General features: G+C 62.9%; 22 protein-coding genes. 13 read left to right on the top strand and 9 right to left on the bottom strand.

Annotation, left to right across the window (positions count from 1 at the left end; genetic code table 11):
- Positions 1–202: 202 nt before the first annotated feature.
- The 3 genes from QX034_RS17825 (at position 203) to QX034_RS17815 (ending at position 4,803) form a co-directional block, all read left to right on the top strand.
- Positions 203–2,536 carry an acetamidase/formamidase family protein gene (locus QX034_RS17825; RefSeq protein WP_315701212.1) on the top strand — a complete coding sequence of 778 codons (2,334 nt, stop codon included), beginning with the start codon at positions 203–205 and terminating at the stop codon, positions 2,534–2,536.
- Between the two features lie 131 nt (positions 2,537–2,667).
- Positions 2,668–3,051: a RidA family protein gene (locus tag QX034_RS17820; protein WP_315701213.1), complete on the top strand. Its 384-nt coding sequence runs from the start codon at positions 2,668–2,670 to the stop codon at positions 3,049–3,051.
- 159 nt (positions 3,052–3,210) lie between these two features.
- Positions 3,211–4,803 carry a gamma-glutamyltransferase family protein gene (locus tag QX034_RS17815; protein WP_315701214.1) on the top strand — a complete coding sequence of 531 codons (1,593 nt, stop codon included), beginning with the start codon at positions 3,211–3,213 and terminating at the stop codon, positions 4,801–4,803.
- 97 nt (positions 4,804–4,900) lie between these two features.
- Here the strand turns inward: QX034_RS17815 and QX034_RS17810 are convergent, their stop codons facing one another.
- Positions 4,901–5,854, bottom strand: a complete 954-nt coding sequence (locus QX034_RS17810; RefSeq protein ID WP_315701215.1) for a threonine/serine dehydratase — start codon at positions 5,852–5,854, stop codon at positions 4,901–4,903.
- A gap of 65 nt (positions 5,855–5,919) precedes the next feature.
- Between QX034_RS17810 and QX034_RS17805 the strand changes: the two genes are divergently transcribed.
- Entirely contained in the window at positions 5,920–6,219 is a 300-nt protein-coding gene (locus QX034_RS17805) for an ArsR/SmtB family transcription factor (RefSeq protein WP_315701216.1), read from the top strand.
- Positions 6,220–6,249: 30 nt separating this feature from the next.
- Here QX034_RS17805 and QX034_RS17800 read toward each other — a convergent pair whose 3' ends face one another.
- Positions 6,250–7,476, bottom strand: a complete 1,227-nt coding sequence (locus QX034_RS17800; protein ID WP_315701217.1) for an MFS transporter — start codon at positions 7,474–7,476, stop codon at positions 6,250–6,252.
- A gap of 276 nt (positions 7,477–7,752) precedes the next feature.
- Between QX034_RS17800 and QX034_RS17795 the strand changes: the two genes are divergently transcribed.
- Entirely contained in the window at positions 7,753–9,975 is a 2,223-nt protein-coding gene (locus QX034_RS17795; protein ID WP_315701218.1) for a tetratricopeptide repeat protein, read from the top strand.
- Between the two features lie 66 nt (positions 9,976–10,041).
- Here QX034_RS17795 and QX034_RS17790 read toward each other — a convergent pair whose 3' ends face one another.
- Positions 10,042–10,260 carry a hypothetical protein gene (locus QX034_RS17790; protein ID WP_315701219.1) on the bottom strand — a complete coding sequence of 73 codons (219 nt, stop codon included), beginning with the start codon at positions 10,258–10,260 and terminating at the stop codon, positions 10,042–10,044.
- Positions 10,261–10,630: 370 nt separating this feature from the next.
- Between QX034_RS17790 and QX034_RS17785 the strand changes: the two genes are divergently transcribed.
- Positions 10,631–11,272 (top strand): hypothetical protein, encoded by a 642-nt coding sequence (locus tag QX034_RS17785; protein WP_315701220.1) that lies wholly within the window; start codon positions 10,631–10,633, stop codon positions 11,270–11,272.
- A 111-nt stretch (positions 11,273–11,383) separates the two neighbouring features.
- Here the strand turns inward: QX034_RS17785 and QX034_RS17780 are convergent, their stop codons facing one another.
- Positions 11,384–11,620 carry a hypothetical protein gene (locus QX034_RS17780; RefSeq protein ID WP_315701221.1) on the bottom strand — a complete coding sequence of 79 codons (237 nt, stop codon included), beginning with the start codon at positions 11,618–11,620 and terminating at the stop codon, positions 11,384–11,386.
- Between the two features lie 402 nt (positions 11,621–12,022).
- On the opposite strand from QX034_RS17780, the gene QX034_RS17775 reads away from it, so the two are divergent.
- Both QX034_RS17775 and QX034_RS17770 read left to right on the top strand, forming a co-directional pair.
- Positions 12,023–13,198, top strand: coding sequence for a lipase family protein (locus tag QX034_RS17775; protein ID WP_315701222.1), 1,176 nt, complete (start codon positions 12,023–12,025; stop codon positions 13,196–13,198).
- Positions 13,199–13,402: 204 nt separating this feature from the next.
- Positions 13,403–14,083 (top strand): hypothetical protein, encoded by a 681-nt coding sequence (locus QX034_RS17770; protein ID WP_315701223.1) that lies wholly within the window; start codon positions 13,403–13,405, stop codon positions 14,081–14,083.
- Between the two features lie 240 nt (positions 14,084–14,323).
- On the opposite strand, the gene QX034_RS17765 is transcribed toward QX034_RS17770, so the two are convergent.
- From QX034_RS17765 to QX034_RS17755, 3 genes are all read right to left on the bottom strand, one after another.
- Positions 14,324–14,566 (bottom strand): hypothetical protein, encoded by a 243-nt coding sequence (locus QX034_RS17765; protein WP_315728527.1) that lies wholly within the window; start codon positions 14,564–14,566, stop codon positions 14,324–14,326.
- A 354-nt stretch (positions 14,567–14,920) separates the two neighbouring features.
- Positions 14,921–15,469 (bottom strand): GNAT family N-acetyltransferase, encoded by a 549-nt coding sequence (locus tag QX034_RS17760; RefSeq protein WP_315730060.1) that lies wholly within the window; start codon positions 15,467–15,469, stop codon positions 14,921–14,923.
- Positions 15,470–15,860: 391 nt separating this feature from the next.
- Complete coding sequence (locus QX034_RS17755; RefSeq protein WP_315729238.1) at positions 15,861–16,223, bottom strand: hypothetical protein; 363 nt, start codon at positions 16,221–16,223, stop codon at positions 15,861–15,863.
- A gap of 270 nt (positions 16,224–16,493) precedes the next feature.
- Between QX034_RS17755 and QX034_RS17750 the strand changes: the two genes are divergently transcribed.
- The 3 genes from QX034_RS17750 to QX034_RS17740 all read left to right on the top strand — a co-directional run bounded on the left by QX034_RS17750 (position 16,494) and on the right by QX034_RS17740 (position 18,133).
- Positions 16,494–17,072 carry a TetR/AcrR family transcriptional regulator gene (locus tag QX034_RS17750; RefSeq protein WP_315729237.1) on the top strand — a complete coding sequence of 193 codons (579 nt, stop codon included), beginning with the start codon at positions 16,494–16,496 and terminating at the stop codon, positions 17,070–17,072.
- Between the two features lie 192 nt (positions 17,073–17,264).
- A complete protein-coding gene (locus tag QX034_RS17745; RefSeq protein WP_315729236.1) occupies positions 17,265–17,666 on the top strand; it encodes a helix-turn-helix domain-containing protein in 402 nt (133 codons plus the stop codon).
- Positions 17,663–18,133: an IS3 family transposase gene (locus tag QX034_RS17740; RefSeq protein WP_315729235.1), complete on the top strand. Its 471-nt coding sequence runs from the start codon at positions 17,663–17,665 to the stop codon at positions 18,131–18,133. Before QX034_RS17745 ends, QX034_RS17740 begins: the two co-directional genes overlap by 4 nt.
- 145 nt (positions 18,134–18,278) lie before the next feature.
- Here QX034_RS17740 and QX034_RS17735 read toward each other — a convergent pair whose 3' ends face one another.
- Positions 18,279–19,454 carry an IS30 family transposase gene (locus QX034_RS17735; RefSeq protein WP_315767476.1) on the bottom strand — a complete coding sequence of 392 codons (1,176 nt, stop codon included), beginning with the start codon at positions 19,452–19,454 and terminating at the stop codon, positions 18,279–18,281.
- On the opposite strand from QX034_RS17735, the gene QX034_RS34065 reads away from it, so the two are divergent.
- Complete coding sequence (locus QX034_RS34065; protein ID WP_410050911.1) at positions 19,423–19,983, top strand: transposase; 561 nt, start codon at positions 19,423–19,425, stop codon at positions 19,981–19,983. The genes QX034_RS17735 and QX034_RS34065 overlap by 32 nt on opposite strands.
- Before the next feature lie 254 nt (positions 19,984–20,237).
- Here the strand turns inward: QX034_RS34065 and QX034_RS17725 are convergent, their stop codons facing one another.
- Positions 20,238–20,702 carry a DUF1772 domain-containing protein gene (locus QX034_RS17725; protein ID WP_315729234.1) on the bottom strand — a complete coding sequence of 155 codons (465 nt, stop codon included), beginning with the start codon at positions 20,700–20,702 and terminating at the stop codon, positions 20,238–20,240.
- A 413-nt stretch (positions 20,703–21,115) separates the two neighbouring features.
- Between QX034_RS17725 and QX034_RS17720 the strand changes: the two genes are divergently transcribed.
- Positions 21,116–21,403 carry a hypothetical protein gene (locus QX034_RS17720; RefSeq protein WP_315729233.1) on the top strand — a complete coding sequence of 96 codons (288 nt, stop codon included), beginning with the start codon at positions 21,116–21,118 and terminating at the stop codon, positions 21,401–21,403.
- Positions 21,404–21,947: the final 544 nt, after the last annotated feature.

Below are 21,947 nucleotides of genomic sequence, written 5' to 3'. Positions count from 1 at the left end.
TCGGATCCGCCGCCAAAGAATGCGGTGCGCTCCCTCCCCCCTTGGGGGGGGAACAGAGCGCCCGCGGCGATCGCACTGGACACAATGAGTCATTGAGAGACGATTGAACGTCACACGCGTCGATAGGCCGCCGCTCCAGTGCCCAATGGTGAAGCTCATCTGGCACGGTGGTTGCTTGACCCCGGGGGTGTCGAGCAGTCCCATGAGTTTTCGCCCTTTCACCAGCGAATCCTATGCACAGGACGATCGTCCTGAAGCGTGGCGCGACGTCCTGAACGCGATCGGGCTGCAGCCCGCGTCGAACGCCTCCTTCTATGACGGCCACGCGACCGCATCGCTTCGCAATGCCCCCGGCCTCGCGCTGACGCGGCTTGCGGCGGGACCGCAGGCCGTCGCACCACTCGCGCAGCCGCACGAGGATCTGCCGATCGCACTTCTTCCGATCGAGGATGGGGCCGTTCTCAAGAGCAAGGACGGCCACCGCATCGTACCCGCCGGGCATCTCGTGCTGCTGCCGCGTGCGAGCGAATGGAGCATCGCGTTTCAGCGCGACCTGCGCGCGCTTGCCCTGTCAGTGACGTCAGAAGCCCTGCATGGCCGTATCGGCGGCAAGCTCAAGCTCGCCAGACCCCAAGTGATCCAGCCGAACGGCTTGGCGGATGTGTTCTGCCGCACGCTGGAGGCGGCGGCACGATCGCTCGAAGGCTTGAGCGATGCCGAATGGAGCACCGTCGCGCAATCCCTGATCGACCTGCTGCTCACATTGGCCCATCAGCAGGCGGCCCCCATCAATGATGGCTGCAGCAGCGCGGCGCAGGCCGCGACCTTGCATCGGATCTGCCAGACCATCGAGCGGCGGCTGGACGATGCCGAGTTGACGCCGGCACGCGTTGCGCAGGCGGAAGGCATTTCCGAGCGTTACCTGCAGAAGCTGTTCGAAGGCGCCGGCGACAATTTCAGCCATTATGTCCGCGAACGGCGGCTGCAGCGCGCGCTTGCCGATCTCTCCAATCCCGCCGAAGCCAGCCATTCGATCTCCGAGATCGCCTATCGCTACGGCTTTGCCGATTCCGCGCATTTCAGCCGCAGCTTCCGCCAGCGCTTCGGCCTGTCACCGCGTGAATTCCGACAGCAGAAGGCAGAGCAAGGATCGGCGGCGGCACCGCGCGGACAGCGCGGCTGGCCGCTCGCGGCGCTGGCGCAGGCGCGCGCCCCGCAAACTTCGCTTGGCGCCAGGGTCGAAACGAACTTGCCGGCGCCGGCCAACGATCGTGACAGGCAAGAGGCGCATGCCCATCATCTCTCGGTCGCCGCCGACCGCGTGCATTGGGGCTATTTCAGCCGTTCCTTGCCGCCGCTTCTCGAGATCGCCTCGGGCGACACCATCACGATCGAGACGCTGACCCAGCACGCCTCCGATGATCCCGAGCGGATGATCGTGGGCGATGCCGACGCGGAGAGCGTGTTCGGCTGGACGAGAGAGAAGAAGAATGTCGATCGCCGCGGCGCCGGCCCGATGGACGCCAGCGTATTCGGCCGTGGCGCCGGCGAGGGCTTTGGCGTGCATATCTGCACCGGCCCCGTCGCGATCAAGGACGCACAGCCGGGCGACGTGCTGGAGGTGCGGGTCGTCGACATCGTGCCGCGACCGAGCCGCAGTCCGGCCTATGCGGGGCGCGTGTTCGGCTCCAGCGTCGCCGCCTGGTGGGGCTATCATTACAATGAGTTCTTGGGCGGGCCGACGCCGCGCGAGGCGGTGACGATCTACGAGATCTTCGCCGACGATTCCGAGCCGCATGCACGCGCCCTCTATTCCTATCGTTGGGAGCCACAGACCGATCCGTTCGGCGTCGTGCACGCGACCTACGACTATCCCGGCATCCCCATTGCGCCCGGTAGCGTCAAGCGCCGCCACGGCGTGCTCGACGGCATCCGGATTCCGCTGCGGCCACATTTCGGCGTCATCGCCGTCGCCCCGCGCGAGGTCGACTTCGTCGATTCGATTCCGCCCTCCTATTTCGGCGGCAATCTCGACAATTGGCGGCTCGGCAAGGGCGCGGCCGTCTATCTGCCGGTCGCAGTCCCCGGCGCGTTGCTCTCGGTCGGCGATCCCCATGCGACCCAGGGCGACGGCGAACTCTCCGGCACCGCGATCGAGTGCTCGATGACCGGCACTTTTCAGGTGATTTTGCACAAGAAGGGCCAGCTCGCCGGCAAGCCGTTTGCCGATCTCAGCTATCCGTTGATCGAGACCGCCACCGATTGGGTGCTGACGGGTTTCAGTCACCCGAACTATCTCGCCGAGTTCGGCGCGCAGGGGCAGAGCGAGGTCTACGCGACCTCCTCGCTCGACCTCGCAATGAAGGACGCGTTCCGCAAGATGCGCCGGTTCCTGATGCAGAGCAAAGGTCTCAGCGAGGACGAGGCGATCGCCTTGATGTCAGCCGCCGTCGACTTCGGCGTGACGCAGGTGGTCGACGGCAATTGGGGCGTGCACGCGATCCTGAGCAAACGGCTGTTCGGGGACGGAAGCTGATTTCCACTCAACTCGCAGGGTGGGCAAAGCAAGCGTGCCCACCGCTGAGCGACGACACTGGGAGGGTGGGCACGCGCCGCCTCGCGTCGCTTCGCTCACCCCACAGAATCAATCACGGAAAGGACCAAACCATGCAATTCCACATGATCCCCGGCGCGACCAGGCCCGTCGCGCCATTCAGCCACGCCGTGGAGACCGACGGCTTCGTGTTCGTCACCGGCCAGATGCCGGACTCACCAGAAGCACCGGGCGTGCTGCCGGACGGCATCATCGATCAGACGAAGGCGGTGATGCAGAACTTGAAGTACATACTCCAAGGTCTCAACCTTGGCCTCGAACATATTGTGATGGCTAGGATTTACCTGACGCGCTTCAAGCAGGATTACGCGGCAATGAATGAAACCTATCGTTCATTCTTCCCCGTAGACCGGCTGCCTGCCCGCACCTGTGTCGGCGTGACCGGGCTCGCTTATGATGCGCTGATCGAGATCGATCTGGTCTGCAAACGACCATAGTGGCTAAAGGTAAATACATCCTCACCGGCGCGGGGACCTGACCATTCGCTGACGTCGCAGCGGCCAGCCGCTTTCGCGGATTGCCTCGCGCCGTCGCGCGGTGTCAATTCGCCCGTGTTCCGGCGCCGACCAGCGCCATCGACGTCGCAAGGAGCCGCCATGCCGAACCACTTCTCCCACCGCCAAGAGATCAGAAAGCCAGCAGTCAGCTCGAAAGGCGGCATCGTCGCCGCACAATCGCGCCGCGCGGCCGAGATCGGCGCGGAGGTGCTGGCCGCCGGTGGCGACTGCGTCGATGCGCTGGTGGCCACCGGCTTTGCGCTCGGCGTGCTGGAACCCTGGATGAGCGGCATTGGCGGCGGCGGCGCCATGGTGCTCTATCGCGCCAAGGAAAACCGGGTCGAGGTGATCGACTACGGCATGCGCACGCCGGACAGCCTGCGCATCGAGGATTATCCGCTCAGCAAAGATGGCGGCGTTGCCGCCGACATCTTCCCCTGGGCGCGGGTCAAGGACGACCGCAATCTGCACGGCCCTGGCTCCATCGCCGTGCCCGGCGTGGTCGCCGGCATGGAGGAAGCACGCAAGCGTTACGCCAAGCTGCCCTGGAAAGACCTGCTCACGCCGAGCGTGGCGCTCGCCGGCGAAGGACTGCTGGTGGACTGGTGGACCACCGTCATGATCTCGAGCGCGGCCGCCGATCTGCGCCGCTACAGCGCCAGCGCCGCGGCATACTTGAAAGACGGCCTGCCGCCGAACCCGCAATGGGGCATCAAATCGGTGGTGCGGCTACCCCAGGAGCAGCTCAAGGCCACGCTCGCGCATCTCGCCAGTGCGGGCGCGCGCGACTTCTACGAGGGCGATCTCGCCCGCTCCGTCAGCCGCGACATCCAGGCCGCCGGCGGGGCCTTGTCGGTCGAAGACCTCGCGGCCTTCAAGGCGCATGTGCGCGAGCCGCTGAAAATTCCCTACCGCGGCGGCACCGTGTTCGCGACACCGGAGCTGACCGCCGGTCCCACGCTGGCGCATACGCTGCGCCTGCTGCAAGCGAACCTGCAGTCGGGCGGCACCCCGAACGCCGCCGCCTATCTCGCTTATGTCGAGGCCCTGCAATCGGCCTATCGCGAACGGCTCAACGGCATGGGCGATGCCGAAGGACGCCGCGCGCTCGGCGCCGAATATCTCGCGCCTGCCTGTACGACGCATTATTCGGTGGTCGATCGCGACGGCAATATGGCCGCGGTGACGCAGACGCTGCTGTCGAGCTTCGGCTCGAAATTCCAGACTCCGCAGAGCGGCATCATGATGAACAACGGCATCATGTGGTTCGACCCGACGCCGGGCACGACCAATTCGCTTGCGCCCGGGAAGCGCTGCCTCACCAACTACACGCCCGTGGTGGCGCAAGCCGCCGACGGCCGTCGTCTTGCGCTCGGCGCCTCCGGTGGCCGCCGCATCCTCCCGGCTGTGACGCAGTTGCTGTCCTTCGTGATGGATTTCGGCATGGATCTGGATCAGGCCATCCACCAGCCACGGATCGATGCCAGCGAGGGCGACATCGTCGGTGCGGATACGCGGCTGCCGGCCGGGGTGCAGTTGGCGCTCGCGGCGAAGTTCGACGTCGAGCAGGCGCCGGTGCAGACGCTACCGATGAAGTTCGCCTGCCCGAGCATCGTGCTGCGCGACGGCGCCACCAACAGCGGCGCCACCGAGATCTTCCATGCCTGGGGCGATGCGGTCGCGGAAGATTAGCGTCGTTCGGGCAAATGCCGTCACTGCGAGGAGTTGGCGAGGAAGCAATCCGGAGACCTGCGTGAGGTCCTGGATTGCTTCTCGGTTACCGCGCCAATCAGCTCTCGAAATTCACCGCCGTGGTGTTGGCGCCGCAGAGCAGAACCGCGACGCGCTCGGACGGCGCCGGGCGATAGGCACCCGATAGCAAGGCCGCGAAGGCGGCCGCGCCGCCCGGCTCGGTCACGACGCGCAGGTTCGCCCACAACGCGCGTTGCGCGGCGCGGATGGCGTCGTCATCAACCAGCACGACGTCGGGCGCGACGAAGTCACGGGCGATCGGAAACATCAGCTCGCCGATCCGCCGGGGCGCGAGGCTGTCGGCGGCGATGCCGCCGGCGGGCGCATCGACGGGCCGACCGGCCGCGAGCGCATCGCGCAAGGTCGGCGCGCCAGCCGGCTCGACCGCCACGACCTTGATCCGGCCCTCGTACCAGGCGGCGATGCCGCCGATCAGCCCGCCGCCGCCCACAGCGACCAGCAGCGTGTCGATATCGTCAGCGTCGCGCTCGATTTCGAGCCCGACCGAGCCCTGCCCCAGCATGGTCTCGGCCTGATCGAAGGCGTGGATCGGGATCGCTCCGGTACTGGTCACCATCGCTTCGCTCGCGGCCAACGCATCGGCGTAACGCTCGCCGCCGACATGGATCTCGGCGCCATAGCGCTTGATCAGTTCGATCTTCGATGGCGACGCGATGGTCGGCACGAAGATCGCCGCCCTCCTGCCCAGCCGGCTCGCCGCCAACGCGACCGCGACGCCATGGTTGCCGCCGGACGCAGCCACCACACCGGCGTCCGGAACCTCGCGGGTCAGAAGATTGGCGAACGCACCGCGCACCTTGAACGAGCCCGCATGCTGCATGAATTCGAGCTTCAGCCGCAATCGCATCGGCGGCAGGCCGAACTCGGCGGCATCGACCGTGACCAGCGGCGTATGGCGGACATGAGGTCGGATCAGCCCATAGGTCGCCGCGATCCCGTCGCGGTTCACCGATCTCGGCGCATCGGACATGCTTCACCTCACTGTTCTTCCGACGCCACCCTTGACATGGATTAGCTAATTGGCAAAGTCACGAAATGAAGCCGGAGTTGATTTTTCGCGCGCTGGCCAACGACAGGCGACTGCAGATCCTCGACTGGCTGCGGGAGCCGCGCCGGCATTTCCCGCGACAGGCGGATGGCGACCTGGTCGAGGACGGCGTCTGCGGCATCTTCATCGCCGACAAGCTCGGCGTCTCCGCGCCGACCTTGAGCGAGCACATGCGCGTCCTGACCGCGGCCGGCCTGGTCAAGGCCAAGCGTGCCAAGGGCTGGACCTTCTATAAGCGCGACGAGAACGGGTTGAAGGCGGCGCGCCGGCTGGTGAACAGTCTCTGAGAGCTGCCGCGGCAACTGCGGTCGGGACCGTCAGGCGGCGACCGCCCGGTGCCGCCGTGCCAGGATCAACAGGCTCAGCACGATCGAGACGTTGACGGCATTCCAGGCAACACCATTGGCGAAGGCTGCGGCATAGGAGCCGGTAGCATCGAAGATCACGCCAGAGACCCAGCCGCCGAACGACATGCCGGCCACGGTGGCGAAGACCACGATGCCGACCCGCGTGGCCGCCTCGCGCGCCGGCATGGTGTCGCGGATGATGATCGCGTAAGCAGGCACGATGCCACCTTGGAACAGGCCGAACATCGCCGAGATCAAATAGAGCGAGTTCAAGCTGTCGAAGAACAGGTAGAACATGAGCGCAAAACCCTGGGCCAGCGAGCCGATCAGCAGCGTGCGCACGCCGCCGATGCGGTCGGCGAGGAAGCCGGAGCCGATACGGCTGACGATGCCAAAGCCCATCATCAGCGACAGCATCTCGGCGCCGCGGGCGACGCCATAGCCGAGATCGCCGCAATAGGCGACGATATGGACCTGCGGCATCGCCATCGCCACGCAGCAGGCAACGCCGGCGATGCAGAGCAGAACCGTGAGCGTGTTGGCGGAAATGCCGAGGTCGAGCCGCGGCGGCGGCGCCTGGACATGGCTTTGCGCGCCGGTGCCGCCCATCCGCGCGCGCAGCACCAACAGCAGCAGCGTCATCGCACCCGCGCAGAACAGTCCGATCGCGATATGCGTGGTGCGCCATCCCGCGCGCTGGATGCCGAACGTCACGAGCGGCGGCCATATCGTCCCGGCGACATAGCTGCCGGCCGCGACGACCGTTACGGCGAGGCCGCGATAGCGGTCGAACCAGTGCGAGGCTTCCGCCATCAGTGGCGCGAAGGTCGCCGAGGTGCCCATTCCGATCAGGAAATAGACTGCCTGGAACTGCCACAGCGTCGTCGACACGCCCGCCAGCACGTAGGCCGCGCCGGTCAAGGCGATGCTGAGGCCCATCGCCGCGACGATGCCGAACCGGTCGGTGATGCGGCCGACGATGACACCGCCGAACCCGAAGCCGAACATCGTCAGCGTATAGGCCAGCGACACCGCGGCCCGGCTCGCGCCGAATTCGGCCTGGACCACCGGAAGCACCACCACGACCGACCACATGCCGACCCCGCCGATCGAGCCGATCAGCAGCGCAAGGCCGAGCCGCACCCAGGCCTGACGCGAGTCAGGGGCGAAGCCGGACGTTTCCTCATGGCGATTCATTTGAGCAGGCACGATGCGCAACTGTGTCGTCCGGCAATCTGCGGTCAAGCCGCAGTCGCGCAGGGTGCATATGCAGAAGCTGCGTGAGCATCCCCGCACGACCCCGGCGGCGGCCTCGCACATCCACGGAACCTCACCGTTAACCAGCCGCTAACCATGTACTGGGTAAATTTTGCCGGGTGAAGGTGGGCAGTGTCGCGCGATCAGACACGGCGGAGCGTGACCGCCAGCCTGGCGGCTGCGCAAAATCATAAAGAAATTCCTGGAGAACGAGCCTTGGCCAGCAATGTCGGATCCCGCGCCTTCCAGAACGCCAGGCTGCAGAAGAAACTGAAGAAGCAGGCGGAGACGTTGCTGCCGACAGCGATGACGGCCTATCGCGCCGGGCGCCATGCCGAGGCGCAGTCGCTGTGCCGGCAGCTGCTGCAGGATTTGCCCACCTACTTCGATGCCATGCATCTGCTCGGCGTATCGGTCATCGAATGCGGACAGTTCGAGGAAGGCAGGCAGATCCTCGAGCGCGTCGTCGCACTCGATCCAGGTTCAGCGGATGCCAATTCCAATCTCGGTTTTGCGCTGATCAACCTCAAACGCTATGACGAGGCCCGCGCCCTGCTGGAAAAGGCCGTGAAGCTGCGGCCAAATTCCCAGACCGCGCAGCGCAATCTGGCGATCGCCCTGCTGCGCCTGGAACTGGCGGAGCCGGCAATCGCCGCCTTCACCCGCGCGATCGAGCTCAAGCCCGACGACGCCGACGCCTGGTGCAACCGCGGCGTCGCGGAGCTGATGGTCAGGCGCTGGGATGCTGCCGCCGTCAGCGCCGAGCGGGCGCTGGCGCTGGCGCCGCGCCATTTCGAAGGCTGGGTCAACAAGGGGCTGGCGCATCTCGAGCTCAGGCATTTCGAGCTGGCGGAAGCGGCCTTCAATACCGCGATCGAGATCAGGCCCGACATGGCGGAGGTGCGCGCCCATCGCGGCCGGCTGCATATACTGGCGGGTCGAATCGACCAGGCCGAAGCCGATTTCGATGCCGCGGTCGCGCGCGAGCCCACGCTCAAACTGGGATGGCAGGGCAAGGCCCAGATCAGCATGCTCAGAGGCAACGTGGCGCAGGCGATCGTCGCCTGCAGGCGCGTGCTCGAGCAGGACAATAGTTCCGAAGTCGGCCTCACTTTGCTCGGCGCCTGTCTCGGACGGCTGGGCGACACGGCCGGTGCGATCGCGCATTTCGACCGCGCCATCGCGATCCGGCCGGATTACGACGAAGCGATCACGAAGAAGATCTTCTATCAGGATTTTCTCAGCCAGGCGGATTTCGCAGCCCAGCAGGCGACGCGCCGTTATTGGTGGGATACGGTCGGCAGCAAATTCCCGCGGCGCAAGCTGGGCGCGCGCGCGCTCGACCCGGACCGGCGCATCATCGTCGGCTATGTGTCGGCCGACTTCAGGAGGCATTCGGCGGGGTTTGCGTTCCTGCCGGTGCTGCGATGCCACGACAAGACGAAGGTCCAGATCAACTGCTACTCGTCGTCGAATGTACGCGATCAGTTCACCCTTGCCTTCGAGTCGCTGGCCGATGTCTGGGTGAATGCGAACAACCTGTCGGATGACGAACTGGCAGACCGCATCCAGGCCGACGGCGTCGACATCCTGGTCGACCTTTCCGGCCACACCACCGGCAATCGCATGGCGGTGTTTGCGCGCAAGCCGGCGCCGATCCAGGTTACGGCCTGGGGCAGCGGCACCGGCACCGGCGTTGCGACCATGGACTATTTCTTCGCCGACCCCATGACGATCCCACAAGATGTCCGGCATCTGTTCGCGGAAACCGTCTATGATCTGCCATCGGTGATCACGATCGACCCGATCACCGATGCCACGCCGTCCGCGCTGCCGATGCTATCAAACGGTCATCTCACATTCGGCGTCTTCAACCGGATCGACAAGATCTCGGACGAGGCGCTGGCGGTGTGGGCGAGACTGCTGCGCGAGGTCGAAGGCGCCAAGATCGTCATCAAGCATGTCGCCCTTGATGAAACATTCCTGCGCGATGCGCTGGTGGACCGTTTCGTGGCGCAGGGCATCGCGCAGGACCGGATCGCCTGCTTCGGTTCGAGCCCGCGAAGCGACCATCTGCGGGCTCTTCAGACCATCGACATCTCGCTCGATCCGTTCCCGCAGAACGGCGGCATCTCGACCTGGGAATCGCTCTACATGGGGGTGCCGGTCGTGGCCAAGCTCGGCCGCGGTGCGGCCTCGCGCGCGGCCGGAGGCATCCTGACGGCGATCGGCCTCGACGATTGGGTGGCCGGCGATGACGACGGCTACATCAGTATCGCAAAGCACTTCGCATCGCAGCCGGCGCATCTTGCCCAGCTACGGGCGGAGCTTCCCGCGCGCATCGCGCGTTCCGCGGCCGGCAATGTCGCCGTCTACACGCAGCACGTCGAGGCCGGCTACCGGCAGTTCTGGCGCGAATACTGTGCCACGGGCGCATGATGCGCGCGACGGCCGACGAGGCTCCAGCGCCGTCACATCCGAGACCGGGACCGGCGGGGCGTCCGGTCAGTCCTCGCTGAGCTCCTCGAGTTCTTCCTCGAGCTCTTGTTCCTGGGCTGCGTCGTCGACCACATCGATGGCTTGCTGGATTTCGATCAGGCCCTTGATCGCGGCTTCGGTCTCACCCAGCTTGTAACCCGCCGCAATGGTCTTGATCCAGTTCTGGCGCATCTCGACCAGCACCGTGCGCGCGTTCATGAGAACTTCAATATCCGTCTCGGCCATGTTGCTCCTCGCCATCATCTCGCTTGGTTCCTAACCGTGGCGTATGGCGCGCATATGTCAATGGCGGGAGTTGCGATCGGCCCGGCAAAAAGCAAGAGAAAGCCGAGGCCCCGCCGGGCCGCACACCTTCCGGTTGCATCGACGGTGCGCGCGGCGGATCAGCGTCGGCGTTGCAGGTCTCACGTTCCGCGTCTGCCTCAGGGCGCCCTCGCCTTCCACTCCCGAACGGCCCGCGAGGACGTTGGGTGTCCGTCGTTTGTGACGGCGAGGAATCATGTCCTGCGCTTGACATCGTGAGCTCCTTGCCGCCGCCGTCAAATCGCCGTCGTCGATCGGGCATAAATAGGCTTTCTTTCGCTCGAGCCTCGCCATGCTGACCGACACGCTCCTCCACATTCTCTACAAGCTGGTGCAGTGGCGCTTTCTGGTGCTGCCGGCCTGCGTGCTGCTGGCGCTGGCCGCGCAGGCGCTGCCGCCGTTCCGGCGAGGCGCCGACGGAAAGGGGCGGTTACGCGCCATGCTCCCGATCCCGCTCGGGGTCGTGCTCGGCGTCGGCAACCTCGTCTATGGCACCGAGATCTCCGCCAACCTCGTCCATCGCTTCGGCGCGCAGGGCCAGGCGACCGTCACCGGTTCCTACGACACCAACGATTTCTACAACGACCAGCGCGTCCGCAGCCACAACGTGCTGATCAGGATCACGGACGCGCGCACCATCGAGGCGCGGTTCACGGATGCGGATTTCAACGTCTACCCGCCGGCCAACGGCGTCTATTATCCGCAGCAGGGCGACGTATTCAACGTCAGCTATATCGAGAGCTTCCCGCAGGACTTCGTCATCATCAGCAACGACGACAGCCCGTGGGCGCATGCCCTGCGCTGCTTCGAGCTGAACACGGCGACGCAGGAGGCCGAGTCCAAGCAGCACTTCGCGCCGGCCTCGCAGGAGTTCCGGCAGGCCTATGAGAGCGCAGCGCAGGCGGCGCGCTCCGCCGGCTGCGACCGGGGTTAGTCATAACAGCATCAGAACGCCCTGGGTGCCAAGGCCGATCGCGGTCACGACAAGAGCGTCGTCGTTCGGGATGAAAAACTGAACGGGCGTCGCGCACGCCGCCCGGCGTCGTCAGAAATCCCGCAGTTTCGTCAGGTCGAGCAGCTCGCCATGCTTCTCGAACAGGTCGGCGTGCTGTCGCAGGACGTGTTCGGCCTGCAGCCGCCGGGACAGGTGCAACACCGCCACAAGGGTCTTGAGAATGCCGGTGCGTTGCGGCGTGGCTTGGGAGATGATGCGAGGCGGATGAATGCCCCGCAACGAAAATGACGCCTGGTCCATCGGATAGGCTCCACTATCGATTGACATATATTTGAATCGCTGGCGCGGCGGACTTGAAATGTCCGATCAGCTTGTCCGCGCCCTCTGCATCCGAACTTCGAATTCAAAGCCGCAGCGAGTTCAATGAGCGGCCGGTGCTCTTGGACTCTGACGTTCGCTAACGAAAGCACCGGAATATGATGCGAGCTCCGAAAGCGAAGCACTGCGCGCGCGATGCGAGTGTGGGCGATCTCACACTTCAAGAAAAGTTTATGAGCGCCGGAATGACGGAGAAGCGGCACGCGAACTTCCGATGAGACTCTGAAAGACATCTCAATATTGTATTTATTCGTAGACACATCTTGTGATTGCTGCAAAGAATGAGACGTATCGGCCGCCGATATCCGAAGACGAGCGGTTGAACATCAGCCGTTGCAGGGGAGGGACAGGATGACGCTCAAGCCCGGATTCCAATTCGCGGAAGCGCAGCTTCTGCTCGAGATTGCGCAGCAGGCCTATGCCGGCACGCCGTCGCTGAGCGAAGCGGCGGCAACCTGCGGCGTGGGCCCCGTCCCGCCCCCAAGCACAAATTGGACTATTCGTCGCGATCTCACCCCGACGAGCGCCACGCTGCTCGATAATTACTGGCAGGTCTGGCAGAACAAGAACGACGAGAGTCAGTACGCGATCGCGGTGCGCGGCACCGTCGACACGACAGCCAGCGTGCTGGCCGATCTGCTGTTTCCCCTGATCAACGCGCGCTTCGACATCAAGGTCGATGGCTACACGCTGCCGTTCTATCTGGCCCGCGACGAGGGCGACAGCGCGGTCAAGGCCGGCGTGCATTCGGGCTTCGCCCTGAGCCTTCTGCTGATGCTGTTCACCACCGACAGCCCGCTGTTCCTGACCCTGCTGCTGCTCGCGAAGTCGGCCAAGAGCGTCTACATCACCGGGCACAGCCAGGGCGCCTCGATCGCGACGCTGCTGACTTCGCTGGTCCGGCACTCGACGGTGGATTTCAAGGGGCCGGTCTACAAGACCTACACGTTCGCCCCCGCCAAGGCCGGCAACGACCATTACGCCTATGACTACGCCCGGCTCGCCGCGGTCGAGGGATACGCTTGGGCCGTGACCTCGACGCAGGATTGGGTGCCGCAGGTGCCGTTTACGCTGGAGTGGCTGTCGGACCTCAATACGCCAAATCCGCTGCGCGCCTTCAAGGGCAGTCCCGATCCCGAGGCGCTGCTCGCGCTCGGCGGCTTGACCGTCGACGTCGAGGGGACCGTCGGTCGCGTCTACGAAGATCACAAGCGGCGGCTCCAGCAGCGGGTCGCCACACTCTCCGCACGGCTGCCGTCCGAGCCGATCCACCTGAAGGCCTCCGATCTCGGCGCGCCCTCCGCCGCACCGATCACCGGCGCGACCGTCGCGGGCGTGATCCAGCAGATCCTCGACCAGCTCCAGCTCTCGCTGGATTATGCCGACGTCGGCGCGCTGGTGCCGCTGTTCGCCACCCCCGGCGGCAACCCGAGCGACGGCACGAAAGGTTGCCAGAAGCTGGATTATTTCTGGCAGCACCACCTCTTCAATTATCTGAAGTACCTGACCCAGCAATATGGCGGGTGAGGATTGCCGCGAACGGCCGTCATCGTCATGGCCGGGCTCGTCCCGGCCATCCACGTCTTTATGCCTCCAACAGATCGCGTGAGCGCCGTAAGGCGGATTTAGCGAAGCGTCATCCGCCTTGCCTCACCACTATGGAAAGAGCGGCGGGTCGCGCGCCGTCGGCACGAGAAACCCCCGCTACTAAAACAAGCCACAGGAAGCGGAATGAGCGAGACGGTTGAAGGTTTGGTGGGGGAACCCGTAAGGCCACGACGAGATTGGGTAGCCATTGGCATTTCCCTGGGTTCGTTGATCATTTCCGCAGTCACCTCCATCAATGTATTAATCCCGCGAGACGATGTACGGATGATGATCGATCGACACCCGTTGGTCGGTCTAGATTTGTCCACCAATAAGTTCAAAGTGTTCGGAAATCCGCTGCTGACATTCATAAACTCTGGCAACCGACCCGCTGGGATATCCGGCCTGAGTGCCTCAGCCCAACGCTTAGATTCGAGATCGCCTAAGATACAAGATTGCAGTCGAAAAGATGCACTCGTCTTTTCTATCCCATTTGACACGAAGCCGTTTGTCTTAAATCCAGGCGAAATAAAAGTCGTCGAGGCAGCTATCGCAATACCTTCCGGCGTTGAGGCACTGTTCACCTGGATTACCGCTGAAAAAGACGGCATAATAAGTATACCGAGGTCTGACTTCAAAGAAGGCGACCGAATCCTGATTTGTATTCAACTCAATCTCGCGACCCCTGACAGCTTCGTCAAAACTTGGCAACAGCTTGCCTACACCATCAAGCTTGAAAGTAACGTCGGCCAGTTTACTGCTCTCTTCGAAGAGAATAAGCCGATAGTTATCAAAAAAAGTAGTTTGTACGATCTCGACCCTTAACGACGAGCCAGGCGCATTTCGTCACGGCGAAAGGATGCGGGCGAGTAAGCCATCGAGCTCGCTGTTGGCCGTTTGACCTGGGAGTTACGCTGACACTGCACTTAATACCCCGAAGTGATGGAAGCAGCCAAGCGTCGTCGAGCCTTCGGCCCTCCTGGCAGACTCTACGGTCTCGTTTAATTGAATGCACTGTCAACGAATTTCAATTCCCACCAAAATTCCGGCTGTGGAGCGCGGCGATCATTTCGAAGCTTGGGTGATCTTGTGCTCGAGATGCCCCGTGCCGTGATCGCGGCGCAACTGGCTCAGCGATGTCTCATTCAACTGAGACAGGACCTCGCTGAGTTTTGCCGCATCCGGATAGCCCGCCGCGAACGACTTTCCGTAGATCTTGCGTAATGTGCCGATCAGGGCGTTGCCGTGCTTTCTGCTGATCTCGCCATCCTTGTCCCGGTGACGACCATCCAGACCCGGCTCCTTCATGTTTTCTCTCCCTGCGTGCGTCTATATGCTTTGCAGGCAGCGTGCTCCCAATTCGGCTGATTGGCAACGCTCTGGAGGGAGCTCGCGGCGAGAAAATCAAGCGAGGGCTATGAAGTCGACCTCCGCGGCCTCCCAGCACCCGGCGAATGACGGCCAGATTGCCGATCGACGGGACCCGCCAGCCTTTTTCAAAATCGCGGATGGTGTTCTCGCTCAGGTATGACCGAGCAGCCAGTTCGGCCTCGTAACGGCGCCACTGCATTTGATATCCCGATGAGGCGGTGGAGGACCGCAGGCACGCCTAGCCCTCGGCCGATCCTGACGGGCTCACGGTCCCGTTGATTAAATGCGCTGTCACCGCAACTCTATATTTGCCTCCAGCACATAACGGTGCTGCATGATCGTCTCGCCTCGCGAGAGAGAATCTCGCTGGACTATGTCGAGGGGCTTGAAGCCGAGCTTGGCCAGAACTCGTCCAGACGCTGGATTGTCGTAGGCGTGTCCGGCTCTGAGCTTGAGCAGACGGACGTCGTTGAACCCAAAAAGGATGAGAGCCTGCGCCGCTTCGAAGGCATACCCTTGCCCCCAATGCGCACGATCGAGCCAGTAGCCCAAATTCGCTTCGCCATCTGCAATCGCGTCCAAATAGGCCATCCCGATCATTTGCCCCTCAAGCTCGACCGCAAATCGGTATGCCTCGCCGGCCTCCCAATGATGCACGTGATCGGCGAACCACCGGCCGACTTCATCCCTGCTTGGGGGAAATGACATCGTGCGCAGCATGCGCGCGACCTCCCAGTCCGATTGAATATCGAAGGCCCGGCCAGCATCGGAACTGCATGTCGGACGAAGAACAAGGCGATCCGTGTGCAGAGATCGCGGAGCTATGTCGACCGGACTCATATTCACCTTCCAAGCCGTTCCCATCGCCGCGAGCGTAACCCGGGAGTTACGGTGTACTTAATACCCCGACGAAGTGGTGGAAGCAGCCAAGCATCGCCGAGCCTTCGGCCCCTCCTGACGGGCTAGCTCAATTAAATGCACTGTCAACGAAATTCCCGGATCACGCGCCAGCAGGCTTTCCGCGACGGTTCGCCGGGACGACTTAGTGAGCCAAACGTCGTCACACTGTGAACTGCGGGTCCGGCGCAGTCGTGAGGCTCAACCGCATCTCTTAGAATGTGCGGATGAGGTGGGGTAAGCAAGAGCGGGGGTAGCCGGTGAGCGCAGCAATATCCGGGAATTTCACCCGGGTATCGCTGGCGCTCACTCAAGCCGGTGTCCGCACAACTGATCAGTGCATTAGCGCGTCGGCGCGTGCCGCCATTTCGGTCTCGCTGGAGACCGTCACCTTCTCGCCGGACCTCGAGAATCGGTAGAGCTGGCCCCGGTGTCCGGGTATGGCGAACGCCACGGAGTCGCCGTCGGCGAGGCCCATGACGACGCGCCCCGGATCGTCCCCGCCTTTCGTCGCAAAGATCGCGTGGACTTCCAGGAGGCCTCCGTCGACCGGGACGTAGTAGACCGACATGTCAAGGTGGCCCGCGTGCAGGCTACCGCCTTCGATGGGGCGCGCAACGGTGGCTTCATCGGCAAGAGCCGGGGTCGCCAAAAGCTGCATGGCCAGGAGGGATGCGCCAAGAGTCTTGCGGATCATTTCAGATTTCCTTTCGATAGATTGCGTTTGAACTCCTTCTCAAAGAAATAGATGTCGATCAACATCTATAATTCAAGGCTCGACGAAAAAATATTCGGTCTGAATTTCTCCAGGATTCCTTAAATGTGGTAAATTCAGGCAGATTTTCGATCTACAGAGCGGGTCGCTGGCCCGTTTTCAAGGTCATTCGATCACGTTTTCCTTGATGGATTGTGTCCGGCCTCTAAATATGAGCATAGATTATGATTAAAATCTAATGGGAGATCCATGATGCGGGTGAGTCGCGTTCAGGCCTCGGAGAACCGCCAAACCGTGATCAATGTGGCAAGTCGCCTGTTTCGGGAGCGCGGCTTCGACGGCATCGGCCTTAAGGACCTGATGGAGGGCGCCGGGCTGACCCAAGGCGCCTTTTACAAGCAGTTCGCGTCAAAGGAGGACTTGGCGGTACAGGCATCCAGGCGGGCATTGGAGAGCGCCTCGGGGCGATGGTCGCTTGCGGCCGCGGAGAATCCTCATGATCCGCTTGGCGCGGTGATCGCATTGTACCTCAGTGCCGACCATCGCGAAGGGAAGATGGACGGCTGCCCGATCGCCGCGCTCGGATCAGATGCCGTCAGACAGGGAACCAACGTGAAAGCGGTCTTCGAGGCCGGCATCAAGGCGTATCTTGAAGTGCTCGGCCGGTTGATTGCCGACGCCGACGGCCAGAATCCCCATGGCAAAGCGATCGCCATTCTCTCGACGATGGTCGGTGCGCTGACGCTATCGCGGGTCGTCAACGATCCGGATCTGGCTCAGGCCTTTCTGGATGAGGCGACCAAACAGGTTCGCGAAACCGCCGCCGCTTGAAGGATCGCACCTCAAAGCACAGGAGACCGTGGCTCGTACATCATATGCATGATCGATCGTGATACCGGTGGGCATTTGATACTCGTTTCGAACGAAACCGATTTTCAGGCCGGGAGTTACGGTGACAGTGCTGGACTGCACCCCTGAAGTGAGACACGATAATTTCAGTGACAGGCATTCCGAGGATGACCTGTGGCAGTACGAGGAAAGAACCGTCAGTTTCCGACGGCTTACAAACTGAAGGCGATCAGGCGTGTTGAGCGAGGCGAAGGCGTTCTGCCTGTGGCTCGTGAGCTTGGAATTTCGCGCAAAATCCTGCACGATTGGATCAAGTCGTGGAAGGCCCATGGGCCCGAGGGACTGAATCGCAAACGCGGACCCAAGCCCGGACCTCGCAAACTCAAACCCCTAGCGGCCTATGACGACAAACGCTCCGCGCTCGCACAGGCGAATGCCCGGATCGCCGAGCTCGAGCGGCTGGTCGGCCGTCAGCAGATGGATCTCGATTTTTTTCGGCAAGCCTTGCGCGCATTGGAGCGGCCGGCAGCGCAAGGCAAACCCGCACCCGCATCATCGAAGTCATCCAAGCCATGACGTCGGAGGCAACGGATCCCAATGCCGACGTGCAACGGCTCTGCGGCCTGGCTGGCCTGCCGCGCGCGACCTACTACCGGCATCTCATCAGACGCAGTCGTGAGACGGCCGACTGCGAACTGCGCGACCAGCTCCAACGCATTTGCCTCAGGCATCCGTTCTACGGTTACCGGCGCGTGACCGTCGCCATTCGGCGCAAAGGCATGGTCGTGAACGCCAAGAAGGTCCTTAGACTTATGCGCGAGGACAATCTTCTTGCGCAGCGCACGGCGCCATTCTTGAAGCCACCTGCGGAGCGACCAAAGGACATTATCGTGGTCCCGAATCTGGTGCGCGGCTTGGTGCCGTCCGCTCCCGACCAAATCTGGGTCGCGGACATCACCTACGTCCACCTCGCCAAGACCTTCGCTTACCTCGCTGTCATCCTCGACGCCTTCTCGCGCAAGGCCGTTGGCTGGGCCTTCTAAAACACTCTCGATGCCTCGCTCGCCGTTACGGCACTGGACAAGGCAATCGAGGCCCGGAACCCGCAACGCGGCAGCCTGATCCATCACTCCGATCGCGGCGTGCAAGGCGGATTCAAACGGTCGTCGCAACACCAAATGTTTTCACTCATGACAGCAACTCGTCAAGCGCCTCCGCCGGCGTTTTCCAGCCCAGTGTCTTTCTCGGCCGGGCATTGAGGGTCGCTGCCACGGCGGATATCTCGTCGGCGCTGTGGATGCTCAGGTCTGTACCTTTCGGGAAGTACTGCCGCAGCAATCCGTTGGTGTTCTCGTTAGTACCGCGCTGCCAAGGGCTCTGCGGGTCGCAGAAGTAAACCTGGATACCCGCATCGATCTTGAGACGATCGTGCTGAGCCATTTCGGCTCCCTGATCCCAGGTCAGCGAACGACGGAGTTCTTCGGGCAAGGTGACGATGGTGCGCGTGATCGCGTCGCGCACGGCTTCGGCCCCGTGTCCCGCAAGCGCAGGCCCGTTCTTCGCGCGCGGAGCTTCGCCATGCCCCGCCAACCGTGGAAGGTGCAAGAGCATCGTGAAGCGCGTCGTGCGCTCGACCAGCGTGCCGATTGCCGAGCTACCAAGACCGAGGATGAGGTCTCCCTCCCAATGTCCCGGCACCGCTCGATCGGCCGCTTCAGCAGGGCGCTCACTGATCATGATCTCCGGCGAGACAAAGCCCTTGCCTCGCCTGCGTACGCGCGCTCTGGGCATCCGTAACGCACGCCCTGTTCGCAAGCAGGCCGTCAGCTCGCGGCGTAGCGCCCCACGGCCCTGAACGAAGAGGGCTTGATAGATAGCTTCGTGGCTGATGCGCATCGTCTTGTCGTCCGGGAAGTCGATCGGCAAGCGTCGGGCAATCTGCTCAGGGCTCCAGGCTTTGGCCCATCGCCGATCCTTGCGCGGCCCATGCCGGCGACCCTTCCACGGAACGGCGGGGCCAGGAACGGGAGTGCCGCTCGGAGCCACGACGACACCGGCAAGTCGCTCTTCCACATAAGTGCGCAAGGTGGTGTTGAGCGCAAGCTTGGTCAGCTTCGGACGACGGGCCGATCGATCTGCATGCCACTGGGCAGTCGTCGCCCGGTACTCCAACCCGCCGCTACGGGTGGCCGCATTGCGCCGCAGTTCACGGGAGATTGTCGAGGCAGCCCGCCCGAGGCGGCGTCCAATCTCCTGTATGGAATGGCCCTGCACCTTGAGGAGTGCGATCTCCTCGCGCTCGATCAACGAGAGGTACCGCCCAGAGAGCGGCTTGGCCGAAGATCTGAACATCGCTGGTGGCATGCCGCCCGCCTTTCGGAACCATCTGGTTCCGACAGGTTGCGACACTCCGGCTTCGAGCGCAGCCTCTTCGCTGCTCACTCCCCTGGCGATCGCCCGCCAGAATCTATTCTGTTCATCGCGCCCTGCAGCAGACGGCCGCCCTGGCGATGGCAATGGCGCTCGTCCTGATCGTGCCGATCGCCGCTTTCGAATGTTCACCGCAACCTCCAACCTCGGAGTGTTGCGACGACCGTTTGAATCCGCCCAATACGCCTCGATCGCCTATCGCCAAATATTGGCTGATCGTGACATCACGATCAGCATGAGCAGGCCAGGCAATCCCTTCGATAACGCCAAGGCTGAAAGCTTCATGAAGACGCTCAAAGCCGAAGAGGTCAACGGCAAGGCGTTTTCCGACATCACAGACGCGCGTCGCCGGATCGATCGCTTCATTGCGGATGTCTACAACAAGGAACGCTTGCACTCGGCGCTCGGCTACCAATCGCCTCTTGAGTTCGAAGCTGCGTTCGCGCAAAACAAAGCACGATAACCGTCGTGGCAACCCGCGATGTCACTGAAATTATCGTGTCTCACTTCAGGGGTGCAGTCCAGTGCACTTAATATCCCCGACGAAGTGGTGGACGCAGCCAAGCATCGCCGAGCCTTCGGCCCCTCCTGACGGGCTCTACGGGCTCGCTTAATTGAATGCACTGTCACCGAAATTCGTATCGCTGGTGCTCACGCGGGCTACGCTGGCTCGCGATCCGTGGTGTTCCGGTCCTCGGCCCATTCGCCAACCGCGTTTCACGCGGCGAGAAAGAAAAGCACGACGGCCACCAGAGATGCGACAAGGCGCACCGCGTTCGAGCGGTGGAATCGGCTAATCTGCTTGCGGGTATCCGACGGCGTTTCGTCTAGGGTCCAGCCATCCACAGCCTTGTAGATCGGCAGGTTGAAGAATGCTGTCCAGAAGAAAAAGCCAACGAGGAAAATGCTGCCGCCAACATAAGCGTATCCGACCTGTGCGTCTGCGGGTTTCGTCACGAAAGCCATGACAAGCGCGGCCATAACCGGCGTGATCGACATCGTCGACAGGATCCGGTTGGACGCTGCGGATCTTAGGAAATGCTTGAAACTGGCGGCTGCGTCGGCGTCCGCCTGTTCGCGCCACATCTTCCGCATGACGGTCGACAGGGTCAACATCAGTCCAGCAAGCATCAGGGCGCAGAGTAGCGCCAGGAAGTCAAACAACTCGTATGTGTTCAGCATTCTCACGAATCCATTTCCTCTCAGGTGCGTAGCCCGGATGAGCGACGCGACATCCGGGAATTTCACCGCGGGTATCGCTGGCGCTCACGCGGGCTACTTGGCTCGTTACTTGGCTCGCTGTTTGTCGGTCTTCATCGTCCTCGCGTGACGGGCCCGCTGGCGTTTGAACACGTCTGCCGCCGGAACGCTGGGGCGCGAGTCCTTGACGGAGGCCCGCACCTTGTCACGGAGGCCATCATCGAGCGCGGCGCGCCCGAGCTCGGCATGAGGATGATGGGCTTGCTGGGTCGCATGTGGTGCCTTCCTGCGCTCACCATTCTTGTAGCATAAGGCACTATCATACAGGGTAACCCGGCCTAAAGACGTGGATGGCCGCGACGAGCGCGGCCATGACGGCGGAGAGGATGTTGCGCATGACGCGTAAGAAGCGCGCCCGGCGGGCAAATCGGCTGTGCGATTTGGTGAAGGAGATGGCCGACGCGCGGGCAGGCAAAAGTCACTCGCGCCGAAAGGCCGATTTCGCTTGCGCGTTCAAGCTGATTTGCCCTGTCCAGTCCGCCGCTCAAAAATATTCCGATTTCCATTTTTCAGAAATCATGATTTCCTACCTCCATCCCGCCTCCATCGGAGGGGCGTATCGCGATCGTCACGGCACGTGGGAAGCGGGAGGCGATGGGCGCATTGGATCGCAGCGTGGTTGATCTACGCCGACGAACGGCCCGATGCGCACGGCGAAATCGTGTGGTCCTGACACCCCGACGCTGGTGTCCTTGCGCTGATGCGATAGCATCATGCGCGACATGGTGGCCAGAAAGCCCGGCGCACCAGGGAGACCACGTATAAGCCGTCAAACCATTCGCGCAGGGAAGGCCGGGATGATCCGGCTCGTACCTGTGGTGACTGCCGCCTGCATTTTTTCTGCAGGCGGGCCATGGGTGCGGACGGCACCCGGCCTTCCCCGCGCCCTCCACCAATTTCGAGGGCGGATGTGATGCACAACTCGGGCGCAGAGGCGCGGCGAGAGGGTTGACGTATGCCCGATGAGCAAACGGCCGAGTTCAGTTCCGACTTTCGTTTTCACAGAGAAAGCAGCGGCTCTGACCAAAGCTTTGCCTGGTCAGCCCTCCCGCGGCCATCCTTCGAGACGCCCGCCTCGGCGGGCTCCTCAGGATGAGGACGTGCTCGTGGCGAGATCCTGGACCCTCATGGCGAGGAGGCGCGAATGCGCCGTCTCGAACCATGAGG

The sequence above is a fragment of the Bradyrhizobium sp. SZCCHNR3119 genome (assembly GCF_032487775.1).
GTDB lineage: Bacteria > Pseudomonadota > Alphaproteobacteria > Rhizobiales > Xanthobacteraceae > Bradyrhizobium.
This window is presented reverse-complemented; position numbering and strand designations above follow the sequence as displayed.